This window comes from Streptomyces griseoruber, assembly GCF_001514205.1.
In the GTDB taxonomy this organism is placed as follows: Bacteria; Actinomycetota; Actinomycetes; order Streptomycetales; family Streptomycetaceae; genus Streptomyces; species Streptomyces griseoruber.
In genome coordinates this window covers 436,455-449,577 of the sequence record NZ_KQ948764.1, presented here as the reverse complement: position 1 = coordinate 449,577, position 13,123 = coordinate 436,455, and the positions used below count along the sequence as shown (strand labels likewise).

The following is a 13,123-nucleotide window of genomic DNA, read 5'->3' as shown; positions in this document are numbered from 1 at the left end:
GTCTCGGTTAGCGTTCCTCCTCATGCGCACCATCTTGATCATCGGGCCCGGCGGCAGCGGGCGTACGACCGTCGCGGCCGCCACCGCGCTGGACGCCGCCCGCGCGGGCATCCGGACCCTCGTTCTCAGCGCCGACCGGGGCGACAGCCTCGGTGCTGCCCTCGGCGTCGCCACCGGGGGCGAGCCGGTGCGGGTCCTGTCGCACCTCACCGCCTGGCGGCCCGACGCCACCACCGGCTTCCGCGACGACCTCGCCGGTTTCCAGGACCGTGCCTCCACCGTCCTCGATCTGCTCGGCGCGGCCCGGCTCGACACCGAGGAGGTCACTCCGCTTCCCGGGGCCGAGGAGCTGACGCTGCTGCGGGCCCTGCGGGACGCCGCGCTCGCCGAGGCGCACGATCTGCTCGTCGTCGACCTGCCGCCCACCGCCCAGGCCCTCGCGCTGCTCGCGCTCCCCGAGGAACTGCGCCGCTATCTGCGCCGGCTGCTGCCGCCGGAGCGCCAGGCCGCCCGTGCGCTGCGGCCCGTCCTCGGGCGGCTCGCCGGGGTGCCGATGCCCGCCGAGTGGCTGTACGAGACCACCGGCCGCTGGGACATGGAGCTGGCCGCCGTGGAGGCGGTCCTCGCCGACCGCCGCACCGCCGTACGACTCGTCGCCGAACCCGGCCCGGCCGGGGCCGACGCCGTCCGGGACGCCCGCCTCGGCCTCGCCCTGCGCGCCCTGCCCGTCGAGTCGCTCGTCGCCAACCGGGTCCTGCCGGAGGCCGCGGCCGACGGCGGCTGGCTCGGCCGGCTCGTCGGCCAGCAGCGCAAGGCCCTCGGGGAGTGGGAGGGCACGGCGCGGACCGTCGCCCACCTGGGCCACGACCCGCGCGGCGCCGACGACCTCACGGCGCTCGCCGTGCCCCCCGTCAACACGGCCGCCTCCCCGGTCGAGTGGGCCGTCGCCGACCGCCTCGCCGAGGACGGCGTCCTCGTCTGGCACATCCCGCTGCCCGGCGCCCTGCGCGACGAGCTGGACCTCATCCGCCGCGGCGACGAACTCGTCCTCGCCGCCGGACCCTTCCGCCGGATCGTCCCGCTGCCCTCGGCCCTGCGCCGCTGCACCGTGGACGGCGCCGCCCTGCGCGACGGCGAGCTGCGCATCCGGTTCGCGCCGGATCCCGGCCTGTGGCCGCAGGGACGGTGAACGGCATACCCCCGTTCGGGTAACGTCGAGGGGGACGATCCGTCATCGGCATCGTCCCCTCAGGACAGCAGAAGTCATCAGGAGTCCGTCATGAGCGAAGAGCGCCCCACGCCCGACGCCGCCCGGGACGAGGCCGCCGAGGAGCCCCGCGCGACCGACGCAGACGCCTGGGCCACCGCCTGTGCCGAGGATCTGGCCCGTGAGAAGGCCCGCCGCCGGGCCGGGCAGGGCCGGCCGGAGGGCTCGGCCGCGGAGGAACTGCGCAAGCTCGTCGAGACCGTCGCCGACAGACTTTCCGGCATCCAGTCCCCGCTGCTCGGCGCGGTCGCGGGCGGCGCCGCCCAGCAGGTGGTCCGCCAGGTCGTCCAGCAGGCCAAGGCCGCCGTCGAACCCGTCATCGAGCGCAACCCCGATGTCTTCGACCACCTCGCGGCGGCCGGCGGCGAACTCCTCGCCGCCTACCGCTCGGCCGTCCAGCACCAGGAACAGCGCTGGACGAGCCCCGACCGCGACCTGGAGGACGACCCGCGCGACGACCCCCGCGACGAGGGCGAGGGCACCGGCCCGGGACAGCGCATCGACCTCGACTGACCGCGCGGACCCTCACGGACGCCCCGGGCGCCTGTCCGCCCGGCGGACGACGGGAATCCGGGAACAGCGGCTCGGGTACCGTTGGCCGTAGCGGGGCTCGACCGAAACTGAGGGATTCATGGGACTCACCATCGGCGTCGACATCGGCGGCACGAAGATCGCGGCCGGCGTGGTCGACGAGGAAGGCAACATCCTCTCGACCTTCAAGGTGCCGACCCCCACCACGCCCGAGGCCATCGTGGACGCCATCGCCTCGGCCGTGGAGGGCGCCCGCGCGGGCCACGAGATCGTCGGTGTGGGCATCGGGGCCGCCGGTTACGTCAACCGGCAGCGTTCCACCGTCTACTTCGCGCCCAACATCGACTGGCGCCAGGAACCGCTCAAGGACGACGTCGAGGCCCGCGTGGGTCTCCCGGTCGTCGTCGAGAACGACGCCAACGCGGCCGCCTGGGGCGAGTACAAGTTCGGCGCGGGCAAGGGCCACCGCAACGTCATCTGCATCACGCTCGGCACCGGCCTCGGCGGCGGCATCATCATCGGCAACAAGCTGCGCCGCGGCCACTTCGGCGTCGCCGCCGAGTTCGGCCACATCCGGATGGTCCCGGACGGCCTGCTGTGCGGCTGCGGCTCGCAGGGCTGCTGGGAGCAGTACGCCTCCGGCCGCGCCCTCGTGCGGTACGCCAAGCAGCGCGCCAACGCCACCCCGGAGAACGCCGAGATCCTGCTCGCCCTCGGCGACGGCTCCCCCGAGGGCATCGAGGGCAAGCACATCTCCATGGCCGCCCGCCAGGGCGACCCGGTCGCCGTCGACTCCTACCGCGAACTGGCCCGCTGGGCCGGCGCCGGTCTCGCCGACCTCGCCTCCCTCTTCGACCCCTCCGCCTTCATCGTCGGCGGCGGCCTCTCCGACGAGGGCGAACTGGTCCTCGACCCGATCCGCAAGTCGTACAAGCGCTGGCTGGTGGGCGGCAACTGGCGCCCGGTCGCCGATGTGATCGCCGCCCAGCTGGGCAACAAGGCGGGCCTGGTCGGCGCGGCGGACCTGGCGAGAGAGCCGGACCCGATCATGTAGGGGACCTTTCGGGGGCGCTGACCGTGCCCACCCAGGGGCGCGGGGCTGTATAAACATGCGGCTCCGCCGCGTGGGCGCGACAAGCCACGACGATCCGGCGGTCGCGCACAACCTCGCGTCCCGGGCCAATGGGCGTAAATTGATCCACATGCCGCAGCTCCCCAACTCCCGCACCGAGCCCGACGGTTCGGTCGTCATCCGGGTCCTGAGCTACAACATCCGCTCGATGCGCGACGACACCGGCGCCCTCGCCCGGGTCATCACCGCCTGCGCCCCCGATCTGGTCCTCCTCCAGGAGGCTCCCCTCTTCTTCCGCTGGCGCAAGAAACTCGCCCGCCTCGCCGCCGCCACCGATCTGGTGATCCTCACGGGCGGCGGCACGGCGGCAGGCCCGGCGATGCTCTGCTCTCTCCGCGTCCTCGCGGAACGCACCGAGGACGTCCTTCTCCCCCTCACCCCCGGCCGGCACCGCCGCGGCCTCGCGACCGCCGTGGTCCGGATCGCCGGCGCCCGCCTCGGCGTGATCAGCTGCCATCTGAGCCTGCACCAGGACGAGCGCCACGACCAGGCGGGCCTGCTCCTCGACCGTCTCGCGGGAATGGGCGTGGACCATGCGATCGCCGGCGGCGACATCAACGAGCGTCCCGGCGGCCCCGCCTTCACCCGCCTCGCCGACGCCCTGAGCGACTGCCGCACCGCCGCGCCCTGGGGCACCGAGCACACCTTCCCCGCCACCGCCCCCGACCGCCGGATCGACGGCATCTTCGTGACGAAGGCCGTGGAGGTCCTCGGCTGCGGTGTCCCCCTCGGCCTCCCCGGCGTCACCGAGAACGACCTGAGGGCGGCCACGGACCATCTCCCGGTCCTGGCCGCCCTCAGAATCCCCGCGAACTAGTGCCGCGGCAGGCAACGTTTGCCCGTCAAGGAGCGGCGTCCGGTGCGTGCTCTCGGCGTGTCGGCCGGAAGTCCTCGTACTGGACGTACTTGGGCTTTCGGCCGGTGCGGCGAGAGTGCGTGCCGGGCGTCGCGACGGGGCGAACGTTGCCTGCCGCGGCACTAGAGAAGGAGAAAGCTAGACCACGGCTCCCCGCCCGGGATCCCCGTCGTCCTCGTCGTCCGACCGCATCCGCACCACCAGCGTGGCGAAGCCGCCGAGGAAGCCGCCGACGCAGACCGTCGTCAGCCACCACGTCATGTCCCAGCCCAGCAGCACCGCCAGCAACAGCAGCAGCGGTCCGCCGATCACCCCGAGCCAGGCGAACTTGGCCGTGGTGTCGGCGGCCGGCAGCGGCGGCGGCTCCGGCGGCACGAAGTGCCCCTCGTCCTCCTCGTCGAAGTCCTCCTCGGCCGGCTCCGGCGCGCTGTAGTCGCGCGGGCCGACCCCGGGCGCGAACGAGACGGAGCTGCCGAGCGGCTTGGCCGGTTTCGGCTCCTGTTCGTCCCCGGAGTCACGGGGTTCGTCGTCGTTCGTCCGGGTCTCCAGCAGTGCCAGGTCCTCGATCGACTTGAACGGCTTGGCCCCCGGCGGGTCCGGTGGTTCGTCCCCGTACCCCGCGACGATCGCCGCCCACGCGGCGTCCTCGTCGAAGGGCACGTTCTGCTCCTCCGGCTCCCGGCCCCGACGGGCATCCTGGCCGTCCAGGCCCTCCCGCTCGTCCCGGTTCTCCCGGTCCTCGCGGTCGGAGTCGTGCTCAGCCACCTACGGCCGTCCCTTCCTTGCCGACACTGGGCGCGATCCGGGCGATGAACGCGTAGCTCTCCTCGAAGATCCGGTCCGCGTCGTGGTCCAACGTTGCCACGTGGTAGCTCTGTTCCAGCAGGATCTCGGTCACGTCCGTGGACGAGACCCGGCTCAGGACCCGGGCCGAGTCGGCCGCCGGGACGACATGGTCCTGGACGCTGTGCAACAGCAGCAGCGGCTGCGTGACCTGCGGAAGCTCCCCGTCGATCTGCCGCAGCAGGATCCGCAGGGAGTGCGCCGCGCGCAGCGGCACCCGGTCGTACCCGGTCTCGACGATCCCCTCCTTCGCGATGTCGCTCGCGATCCCCTTCGTGGACCGCACGAAGTGGTGGGCCACCGGGAGGGCGTACGCCGACAGCCCGTGCACCTTGTTCGCCGGGTTGACCACGATCAGGCCCTCGATGCCCGCGCCGTGCTTGGCGGCCAGCCGCAGCGCCAGCGCGCCGCCCATGGACAGTCCGGCCACGAACACCCGGGAGCACCGCTCGCGCAGGGCGCGCAGTTCGCGGTCCACCTCCGCGTACCAGTCGGGGCCGCCGGTGAGGGCCATGTCCTCCCAGCGGGTGCCGTGCCCCGGCAGCAGGGGCACCGACACGGTGAGACCCCGATCGGCCAGATACCGGGCCCAGGGGCGCAAGGACTGCGGGGAACCGGTGAAGCCGTGGCAGAGGAGGACCCCGACCTCCCCGCCCTCATGGCGGTACGGCTCGGCTCCAGGAAGGACCGGCACCTTCGGTCTCCTGTCTTCGTCTGTTCTTCATGAGAGGGACGTGAGGTTCACGGTACGCGACCCCACTGACACCGACCAGGGCCGTCGGAGCCTTTGCCGCTGCCCCGGGTTAAGGTCTGAGGACACATACAGGAGGCACTGGGTTGTTGTACGGCGCGATGAAGGTCGCTATCGGGGGACCGCTGAAGGTCACCTTCAGGCCCTGGGTGGAAGGCCTCGAGAACATTCCCGCCGAGGGCCCCGCGATCCTGGCGAGCAACCACCTGTCCTTCTCGGACTCGTTCTTCCTGCCCGCGGTCCTGGACCGCAAGGTCACGTTCATCGCGAAGGCCGAGTACTTCACCACGCCCGGCCTCAAGGGCAGGCTCACGGCCGCCTTCTTCAAGGGCGTCGGCCAGCTCCCGGTGGACCGCTCCGGCGCGCGCGGCGCGGGGGAGGCCGCGATCAGGAGCGGCATAGACGTGCTGGAGCGCGGTGAGCTGTTCGGGATCTACCCCGAGGGCACCCGCTCGCCCGACGGCCGCCTCTACCGCGGCAAGCCGGGCGGCCTCGCGCGCGTGGCGCTCGCCACCGGCGCGCCCGTCATCCCCGTCGCCATGATCGACACGGAGAAGATCCAGCCGCCGGGCAAGGTGATGCCCAAGGTGATGCGGCCCGGCATCCGGATCGGCGAGCCGCTGGACTTCAGCCGCTACGAGGGCATGGACCACGACCGTTTCGTGCTGCGGGCACTGACGGACGAGGTGATGTACGAGATCATGAAGCTCTCCGGCCAGGAGTACGTCGACATCTACGCGACCGCCGCCAAGCGGCAGATCGCGGAGGCGGCCAAGGCCGGCAGGGAAGCGGAGAAGGCCGCGAGGGCGGCGCTCGCACAGGCCGCGAAGGACCAGGCCGAGAAGGAACAAGAGCAGTAGCGGAACAAGAGCAGCAGGGGACGCTCCGGGGGCGGGGGGACTGGACGGATGGCCAGGCGCGAGAGAGTCATGAGAATGTCGGTGGAGCTGCCGCTGTGGCGCGCGCTCTCCGGCTACCGGGTCCTGACGATGCTGTACGCGGTCGGCCTGTTCGCCACCGCCTACGACGACTACGACCGTCCCGGCGTCGCCATCGCCTACTTCGCCGTGCTGTTCGTCTGGACGCTCGCCACCCTGCCCCGGGTGCAGAACGCGGCGGCCTGCACCAAGCGTTTCCTCGCCGTCGACCTCGCCGTCGCGCTCACCGGCATCGTCCTCACCCCGCTCGTCGTCAGCGAGCAGCACATCCAGGACGGCGGTCCCACCCTGCCCTCGATATGGACGGCCGGCTCGGTCCTCGCCTTCGCCATCAAGGGCGGCTGGCGCTGGGCCGCGTTCGCCTCCACGCCCGTCGCCGTCGCCAACCTGATCGAGCGCGGCCACCCGGCCCGCGACACCGTCCACAACGTGATCCTCGTCTGGGTCGCCTCCATTGCCATCGGGTACGTCGTCGAGGTCGCCCGCGCCTCCGAGCGCACCCTCGCCCGCGCCCTGGAGATCGAGGCCGCGACGAGGGAGCGGGAGCGGCTCGCCCGGGACATCCACGACGGGGTGCTCCAGGTGCTGGCCATGGTCCAGCGGCGCGGCACGGTCCTCGGCGGCGATGCGGCCGAGCTGGGCCGGCTGGCCGGTGAGCAGGAGGTCGCGCTGCGCACCCTGGTCTCCGGCGGGCTCGTACCGGTCTCCCGGGTGTCGGAGGACCTGGCCGAGGGCGCCGTCGTGCGCCTGGTGGAGGTGCCCGAGGAGCCGGAGGGGAGCGACGGCCCGGTCGATCTGCGCACCCTGCTCGCGCCGTACGCCGCCGCGAAGGTCGCTCTCGCGGAGCCGGGCGCGCCGGTGCTGCTGGAGCCGGCCGCCGCCCGGGAACTGGCCGCCGCGGTGGGCGCCGCCCTGGACAACGTACGCCGGCACGCGGGCGAGGAGGCCCGTGCCTGGATCCTGGTCGAGGACGAAGCCGGCGAGGTGATCGTCACCGTGCGGGACGACGGGCCGGGCATCCCGGAGGGGCGGCTCGCCCAGGCCGAGGGCGAGGGGCGGCTCGGGGTCGCCCAGTCGATCCGGGGCCGGCTGCGCGACCTCGGCGGCCGTGCCGAACTGATCTCGACGCCCGGACAGGGCACCGAAGTGGAGTTGACCGTGCCGAAGGCCGTGGCGGGGAAGGACAGCGCGCGATGAGCATCAAGGTCATGGTGGTCGACGACCATCCGATGTGGCGCGACGCGGTCGCCCGGGACCTCGCCGAGTCCGGCTTCGACGTGGTCGCCACCGCGGGCGACGGCGAGCAGGCGGTGCGCCGCGCCAAGGCGGCCGTGCCGGACGTGCTCGTCCTGGACCTCAACCTGCCGGCCAAGCCCGGTGTCCAGGTGTGCAAGGAGGTCGTCGCCGCGAACCCCGCGCTGCGGGTCCTGGTGCTCTCCGCGAGCGGTGAGCACGCCGACGTCCTGGAGGCGGTCAAGTCCGGTGCGACCGGCTATCTGCTGAAGTCGGCGTCCACCGAGGAACTGCTGGACGCGGTGCGCCGTACCGCCGTCGGCGACCCGGTGTTCACGCCCGGTCTCGCCGGACTGGTCCTCGGCGAGTACCGCCGGCTGGCCTCCGACCCCGGCCCCGCCTCCGGCCCGGACGAGCCCGACGCGCCGCGGCTGACGGACCGGGAGACCGAGGTGCTGCGGCTGGTCGCCAAGGGGCTCAGCTACAAGCAGATCGCCGAACGCCTCGTCATCTCCCACCGCACGGTCCAGAACCACGTCCAGAACACCCTCGGCAAGCTCCAGCTGCACAACCGGGTGGAGCTGGTCCGGTACGCGATCGAGCGGGGTCTCGACGACGAGTGAGCCCCGCAGGACACTGACTCCTCGTCAGGCAGCCGCCGCCTCTCGGCGAAGGGACTTCTTCCCTGCGCGTCGGCACCGTCCCCGGCTCCTCCCGCACGAACCCGCTGAAGGAGGAGGACGGCATCCGCCGGATCAAGGCTCGGTGTCGCCGCCGCACTCACCGAGGCCATCGACCGGCCGCACACCACCGCCGGGTCCGGGTCGTCGAGGTGATGGGCCGTCAAGCGGGCTGGATCGCCCTCCCCTCGGGCCTGGCCGGCGGCGCCCACGTCCTCCTCATCCCCGAGCAGCCCTTCGACGTCGGGCAGGTGTGCGCCCGGGTGACCTCCAGGGACGGCGGTCCGGTCCTCGAGGACGGCTCGCCACCCTCCCCCACGGGGGCGACCTCGGCACGATGGTCGCCCCGCGCGGCACCGACGTCGTCCGCTTCCCGCTCGCCGAGGCGACGGCCCGGCTGAAGCCGGTGGACCCGGGGCTGTCCGGCGAGGTGGGCGTGTTCCCGGGTCAGCCGACCGGCCGCAGCGCCCCCATCAACTCCCGCACGACAGCGGCCCCGTTCAACGTCAGCACCGACTCCGGGTGGAACTGCACCCCGGCGAACCCGGGCCCTCGTACGGCGTGCACCTCGCCGTTCGCGGCCCGGCTCACCTCGACGCCGTGTGCTGCCAGCTCCTGTGCGGTCCGGTCGTCGCACCGCGCCACGAAGCTGTTGTAGAAGCCGACCGTCTCCGTCCGCCCGAACAGCTCGATCCTTGTCTGCGCCCCCTGGTACGGGACCTCCTTGCCCACGATGTCCAGGCCCAGCTCGGCCGCGATCAGCTCGTGTCCGAGGCAGACGCCGAGCACCCCGTGCCGGTGCTCCCGCAGCACCCGCGCGGTCAGCTCCCGCAGGAAGCGCATCTTCGGGTCGTTTGGATCGGCCGGGTCACCGGGACCGGGGCCCAGCACCACCGGCCCCTCGTGCGCCAGCACCCTCTCGCGCAGCCCGGGCTCGTCGTAGCGCCGGACGGACACCTCCAGGCCGCCGGAGCGCAGCACGTGCGCGAGCATCGCCGTGAACGTGTCCTCCCCGTCGACGACCAGGGCATGACCGGTGAGGTCCTGCGTCCGCTCCTGCATCCGCAGCCAGAACGGCGCCAGCGACGAGCGCCGCCCGTCCAGCGCGGCCCGCACCCGGGGGTCGTCCGCGAGCCGGGGACGCGTGTGCTCCTCCGGGGGCCGGCCCGGCCGGACGCCGAGCGCCGCCAGCACCCCCGCCGCCTTGGCATGCGTCTCGGCGACCTCGCCCGCCGGGTCCGACCCCCGTACGAGCGTGGCGCCGACCGGCACCCGCAGCCGTCCGGCCGCGTCGATGTCGGCGGTCCGGATGAGGATGGGGGAGTCGAGGGTCTGCGCCCCGCCGGAGTCCCGGCCCAGCAGTGCCAGGGCGCCGGCGTAGTACCCGCGCCCACCCGGCTCGTGCCGCTCGATGACCCGGCACGCGTTCTGCACCGGCGACCCGGTGACCGTCGCCGCGAACATGGTCTCCTTCAGCACCTCCCGCGCGTCCAGCGAGGACTTCCCGCGCAGCTCGTACTCGGTGTGCGCGAGATGCGCCATCTCCTTCAGCCGGGGCCCCACGACCACCCCGCCCATGTCACCGACGGTGCACATCATCTTGAGCTCCTCGTCGACCACCATCGACAGCTCCTCGATCTCCTTGTCGTCGGCGAGGAAGGCGAGCAGCCGCTCCGGGGTCGGGCCCTCCGCCGGATAGCGGTACGTCCCGCTGATCGGGTTCATCACGACCGTCCCGCCGGACATCCGCACATGCACCTCCGGGCTCGCGCCGACCAGCGTGCGGTCCCCGGTGTGCACGACGAACGTCCAGTACGCGCCCCGCTCGCCCTCCAGCAGCCGCCGGAACAGCGCGAGGGCGTCCGCCCTGCCGAATCCGGCGATCTCCCCCTCGTACGTCCGCCGGATCACGAAGTTCGCGCCCTCGCCGCGCCCGATCTCCTCCCGCAGCACCCGCCCGACGATCCCGGAGTACTCCTCGTCGGTGACGTCGAAGCCCCCGCCCTCGACCCGCACCTCGTGCGTGGGGAGCTGGGCGAGCGCCTCGGCGAGCGGGATGTCGTGGCGCTCCTCGGGGGTGAGGACGGCGAGCGGGGTGCCGTCGTCGCGGACGTCGAAGCCGCGCTCACGGATCTGGCGGAAGGGGACGAGCGCGAGGCCCTCGTCCGGGAGGTCGGCCAGCCGGTCGCAGGTGGCGACCGGGCCGAGCAGCAGCTCCACGGTGTTCTCGTCGTGGCCCGGGGTGCGGCGGCGCAGCAGGGCGAAGGGGCGGTCGTCGTGGGACAGCTGGGTCAGGTCCATGGTTCCTCTGCAAGGTAGGCGAGGAACGGACCCCGGAAACACCGAAGGCCGCCCCTCGGGCGGCCTTCGCGACGTCGTGCGTACGCGCAGTCAGTGGGCCGCCGGATGAGCGGTCCACCACCAGTTCTGGGTCGAAAGCGCGAACATGCGACGCACCCTACCCCACGCGCACCTGAGCATGGGGGCGTCTCACCTGTCGAGCCGGGGCGAAAAGGACTCGACACGACCCCGTAATGTTGAGGGCGTGACCGTGAACGCTAAGACCAGCGCGAGCGCTGGCAACACCTGGCGAGACCTGCCCGCGGCGCAGCAGCCCGAGTACCCCGACACCGAGGCTCTGCGCGCAGTCGTTGCGGAGCTGGAGTCGTATCCGCCGCTCGTCTTCGCGGGCGAGTGCGACCAGCTGCGCGCCCGGATGGCGGCCGTCGCCAAGGGAGAGGCGTTCCTCCTCCAGGGCGGCGACTGCGCCGAGGCCTTCGACGCGGTGTCGGCCGACCACATCCGCAACAAGCTGAAGACCCTGCTCCAGATGGGCGCCGTGCTGACGTACGCCGCGTCCGTCCCCGTGGTGAAGGTGGGCCGGATCGCCGGCCAGTACTCCAAGCCGCGCTCCAAGGGCACCGAGACCCGCGACGGCGTGACCCTGCCGACGTACCGCGGCGACTCGGTCAACGGCTTCGACTTCAACGAGGCCGCCCGGATCCCGGACCCCGAGCGGCTGAAGCGCATGTACCACGCCTCGGCCTCCACGCTGAACCTGGTGCGCGCCTTCACCACCGGCGGTTACGCCGACCTGCGCCAGGTCCACGCCTGGAACCAGGACTTCGTGAAGTCGTCCCCCTCCGGCCAGCGCTACGAGCAGCTGGCGCGCGAGATCGACAACGCGCTGAACTTCATGCGCGCCTGCGGGACCGACCCGGCCGAGTTCCAGACGGTCGAGTTCTACTCCTCGCACGAGGCGCTGCTGCTGGACTACGAGGCGGCCCTCACCCGCGTCGACTCCCGCACCGGCCGGCTGTACGACGTCTCCGGGCACATGGTGTGGATCGGTGAGCGCACCCGGCAGCTGGACCACGCGCACATCGAGTTCGCCTCGAAGATCCGCAACCCGATCGGCATCAAGCTCGGCCCGACGACCACGGCCGAGGAGGCGCTGCAGTACATCGAGCGCCTCGACCCCGACCGTGAGCCCGGCCGGCTGACCTTCATCGTCCGCATGGGCGCCGACAAGGTCCGCGACAAGCTGCCCGAGCTGGTCGAGAAGGTCACCGCGTCCGGCGCGGTGGTGGCCTGGGTGACCGACCCGATGCACGGCAACACCTTCGAGGCGGCCTCCGGCCACAAGACCCGCCGCTTCGACGACGTGCTCGACGAGGTCAAGGGCTTCTTCGAGGTCCACAAGGGCCTGGGCACCCACCCGGGCGGTATCCATGTCGAGCTGACCGGTGACGATGTCACCGAGTGCGTGGGCGGTGGCGACGAGATCTTCGTCGACGACCTCCACCAGCGCTACGAGACGGCCTGCGACCCGCGGCTGAACCGCAGCCAGTCCCTCGACCTGGCGTTCCTCGTCGCGGAGATGTACCGCGACCAGTGACCTTCCGGTCAGTGGAGTGGGGCGCGGATCACATGCGATCCACGCCCCACTCCACTTTTGCGCTCACTGAGGGCCGGGTAAGGTTAGGTTATCCTTATTGATCTCGGCAGGAGGTGAGTCCGCGTGTACGTCTGCAGCTGCTTCGGAGTGACTGAAGCGCAGGTCCGGCAGCACGCGGACGACGGAGCCTGTACACCGCGCCAGATAGCCTCCGCCTGTAAGGCCGGCACGGACTGCGGCTCGTGTGTCCGCCGTATTCAGGCGATCCTCGGCCGGGGGGCCTGCCCCCGCCGCGAGCTGGCCGATCAGGGCCGCCCCATGCTGACGGACCTGGAAGAAGCCGCCTAGCTCTCGGGCTGCTCGATCAGCTGCGCGATGTACAGGGCGTCACCGAGCTTCTCCACCAGCTCCAGCTGGGTGTCGAGGTAGTCGATGTGGTGCTCCTCGTCCTCGAGGATCGACTCGAAGATGTTCGCCGAGGTGATGTCGCCCTTCTCGCGCATCACCTTGATGCCGCGCTTGAGGCGGTCGATCGCCTCGACCTCGATCTGCCGGTCGGCCTCGAACATCTCCTTGACGGTCTGGCCCACCCGCACATGGAACAGTCGCTGGTAGTTCGGCAGGCCCTCGAGGAACAGGATCCGGTCGGTGAGCACCTCCGCGTGCTTCATCTCGTCGAAGGACTCGTGCCGCGTGTACTTCGCGAGCTTCGTCCAGCCGAAGTTCTCCTGCATCTTGGCGTGGAGGAAGTACTGGTTGATCGCGGTGAGCTCACCGGTGAGCTGCTCGTTCAGGAACTCGATGACCTCGGGGTCGCCCTGCATCGCTAAGGCTCCTTCCACCTGGGGGGTCGGGGAGGTTGCCGCCGCATGATTGCACCGGTGGGAAAGATCGTCCAGTAAGTGCGTACTTAGTAAGTTAGTGCATGCTTAGTCGGTGTTGCCCGATTCGGGACATGGCCGGTCATGTGCACTGTGTCGGGTCTGTCAGGATG

Annotated in this window: 14 protein-coding genes and 1 pseudogene; 10 read left to right on the top strand and 5 right to left on the bottom strand. The window is 71.9% G+C overall.

The window, feature by feature from the left end; translation table 11 throughout:
* Window positions 1–22 precede the first annotated feature (22 nt).
* From AQJ64_RS06400 to AQJ64_RS06385, 4 genes are all read left to right on the top strand, one after another.
* A complete protein-coding gene (locus AQJ64_RS06400; RefSeq protein ID WP_055631457.1) occupies window positions 23–1,189 on the top strand; it encodes an ArsA family ATPase in 1,167 nt (388 codons plus the stop codon).
* 90 nt (window positions 1,190–1,279) lie between these two features.
* Window positions 1,280–1,780: a DUF5304 family protein gene (locus AQJ64_RS06395; RefSeq protein WP_055631458.1), complete on the top strand. Its 501-nt coding sequence runs from the start codon at window positions 1,280–1,282 to the stop codon at window positions 1,778–1,780.
* A gap of 118 nt (window positions 1,781–1,898) precedes the next feature.
* The gene (locus tag AQJ64_RS06390) at window positions 1,899–2,852 is read left to right on the top strand and encodes an ROK family glucokinase (RefSeq protein WP_055631459.1); all 954 of its coding nucleotides are present in this window, start codon (window positions 1,899–1,901) and stop codon (window positions 2,850–2,852) included.
* A gap of 148 nt (window positions 2,853–3,000) precedes the next feature.
* Window positions 3,001–3,747, top strand: coding sequence for an endonuclease/exonuclease/phosphatase family protein (locus tag AQJ64_RS06385; RefSeq protein ID WP_055631460.1), 747 nt, complete (start codon window positions 3,001–3,003; stop codon window positions 3,745–3,747).
* 177 nt (window positions 3,748–3,924) lie between these two features.
* On the opposite strand, the gene AQJ64_RS06380 is transcribed toward AQJ64_RS06385, so the two are convergent.
* Together AQJ64_RS06380 and AQJ64_RS06375 are read right to left on the bottom strand one after the other, a co-directional pair.
* A complete protein-coding gene (locus AQJ64_RS06380; RefSeq protein ID WP_055637247.1) occupies window positions 3,925–4,551 on the bottom strand; it encodes a hypothetical protein in 627 nt (208 codons plus the stop codon).
* A complete protein-coding gene (locus AQJ64_RS06375) occupies window positions 4,544–5,323 on the bottom strand; it encodes an alpha/beta hydrolase (protein WP_055637248.1) in 780 nt (259 codons plus the stop codon). Before AQJ64_RS06375 ends, AQJ64_RS06380 begins: the two co-directional genes overlap by 8 nt.
* 158 nt (window positions 5,324–5,481) lie before the next feature.
* Here AQJ64_RS06375 and AQJ64_RS06370 point away from each other — a divergent pair, with 158 nt between their 5' ends.
* From AQJ64_RS06370 to AQJ64_RS47765, 4 genes and pseudogenes are all read left to right on the top strand, one after another.
* Entirely contained in the window at window positions 5,482–6,240 is a 759-nt protein-coding gene (locus tag AQJ64_RS06370) for a lysophospholipid acyltransferase family protein (RefSeq protein WP_055637249.1), read from the top strand.
* A 48-nt stretch (window positions 6,241–6,288) separates the two neighbouring features.
* Window positions 6,289–7,515, top strand: coding sequence for a MacS family sensor histidine kinase (gene macS, locus AQJ64_RS06365; protein WP_055637250.1), 1,227 nt, complete (start codon window positions 6,289–6,291; stop codon window positions 7,513–7,515).
* Complete coding sequence (locus AQJ64_RS06360; protein WP_055637251.1) at window positions 7,512–8,174, top strand: response regulator; 663 nt, start codon at window positions 7,512–7,514, stop codon at window positions 8,172–8,174. The genes macS and AQJ64_RS06360 overlap by 4 nt, the downstream gene beginning before the upstream one ends.
* A 65-nt stretch (window positions 8,175–8,239) precedes the next feature.
* Window positions 8,240–8,679 (top strand): annotated as a pseudogene (locus AQJ64_RS47765) (6-phosphofructokinase); the annotation flags it as partial.
* Here AQJ64_RS47765 and AQJ64_RS06355 read toward each other — a convergent pair.
* Both AQJ64_RS06355 and AQJ64_RS52215 read right to left on the bottom strand, forming a co-directional pair.
* Window positions 8,679–10,532 carry an anthranilate synthase family protein gene (locus AQJ64_RS06355; RefSeq protein ID WP_055637252.1) on the bottom strand — a complete coding sequence of 618 codons (1,854 nt, stop codon included), beginning with the start codon at window positions 10,530–10,532 and terminating at the stop codon, window positions 8,679–8,681. The pseudogene AQJ64_RS47765 and the gene AQJ64_RS06355 sit on opposite strands and share 1 nt — an antisense overlap.
* Window positions 10,533–10,622: 90 nt before the next feature.
* Window positions 10,623–10,679: a trp operon leader peptide gene (locus AQJ64_RS52215; protein ID WP_078912442.1), complete on the bottom strand. Its 57-nt coding sequence runs from the start codon at window positions 10,677–10,679 to the stop codon at window positions 10,623–10,625.
* 97 nt (window positions 10,680–10,776) lie between these two features.
* Between AQJ64_RS52215 and AQJ64_RS06350 the strand changes: the two genes are divergently transcribed.
* Both AQJ64_RS06350 and AQJ64_RS06345 read left to right on the top strand, forming a co-directional pair.
* Window positions 10,777–12,129, top strand: coding sequence for a class II 3-deoxy-7-phosphoheptulonate synthase (locus tag AQJ64_RS06350; protein ID WP_055637253.1), 1,353 nt, complete (start codon window positions 10,777–10,779; stop codon window positions 12,127–12,129).
* Between the two features lie 123 nt (window positions 12,130–12,252).
* A complete protein-coding gene (locus AQJ64_RS06345; RefSeq protein ID WP_055637254.1) occupies window positions 12,253–12,477 on the top strand; it encodes a (2Fe-2S)-binding protein in 225 nt (74 codons plus the stop codon).
* Here the strand turns inward: AQJ64_RS06345 and bfr are convergent.
* Window positions 12,474–12,953: a bacterioferritin gene (gene bfr / locus AQJ64_RS06340; protein WP_055637255.1), complete on the bottom strand. Its 480-nt coding sequence runs from the start codon at window positions 12,951–12,953 to the stop codon at window positions 12,474–12,476. The two genes, AQJ64_RS06345 and bfr, sit on opposite strands and share 4 nt — an antisense overlap.
* Window positions 12,954–13,123: the final 170 nt, after the last annotated feature.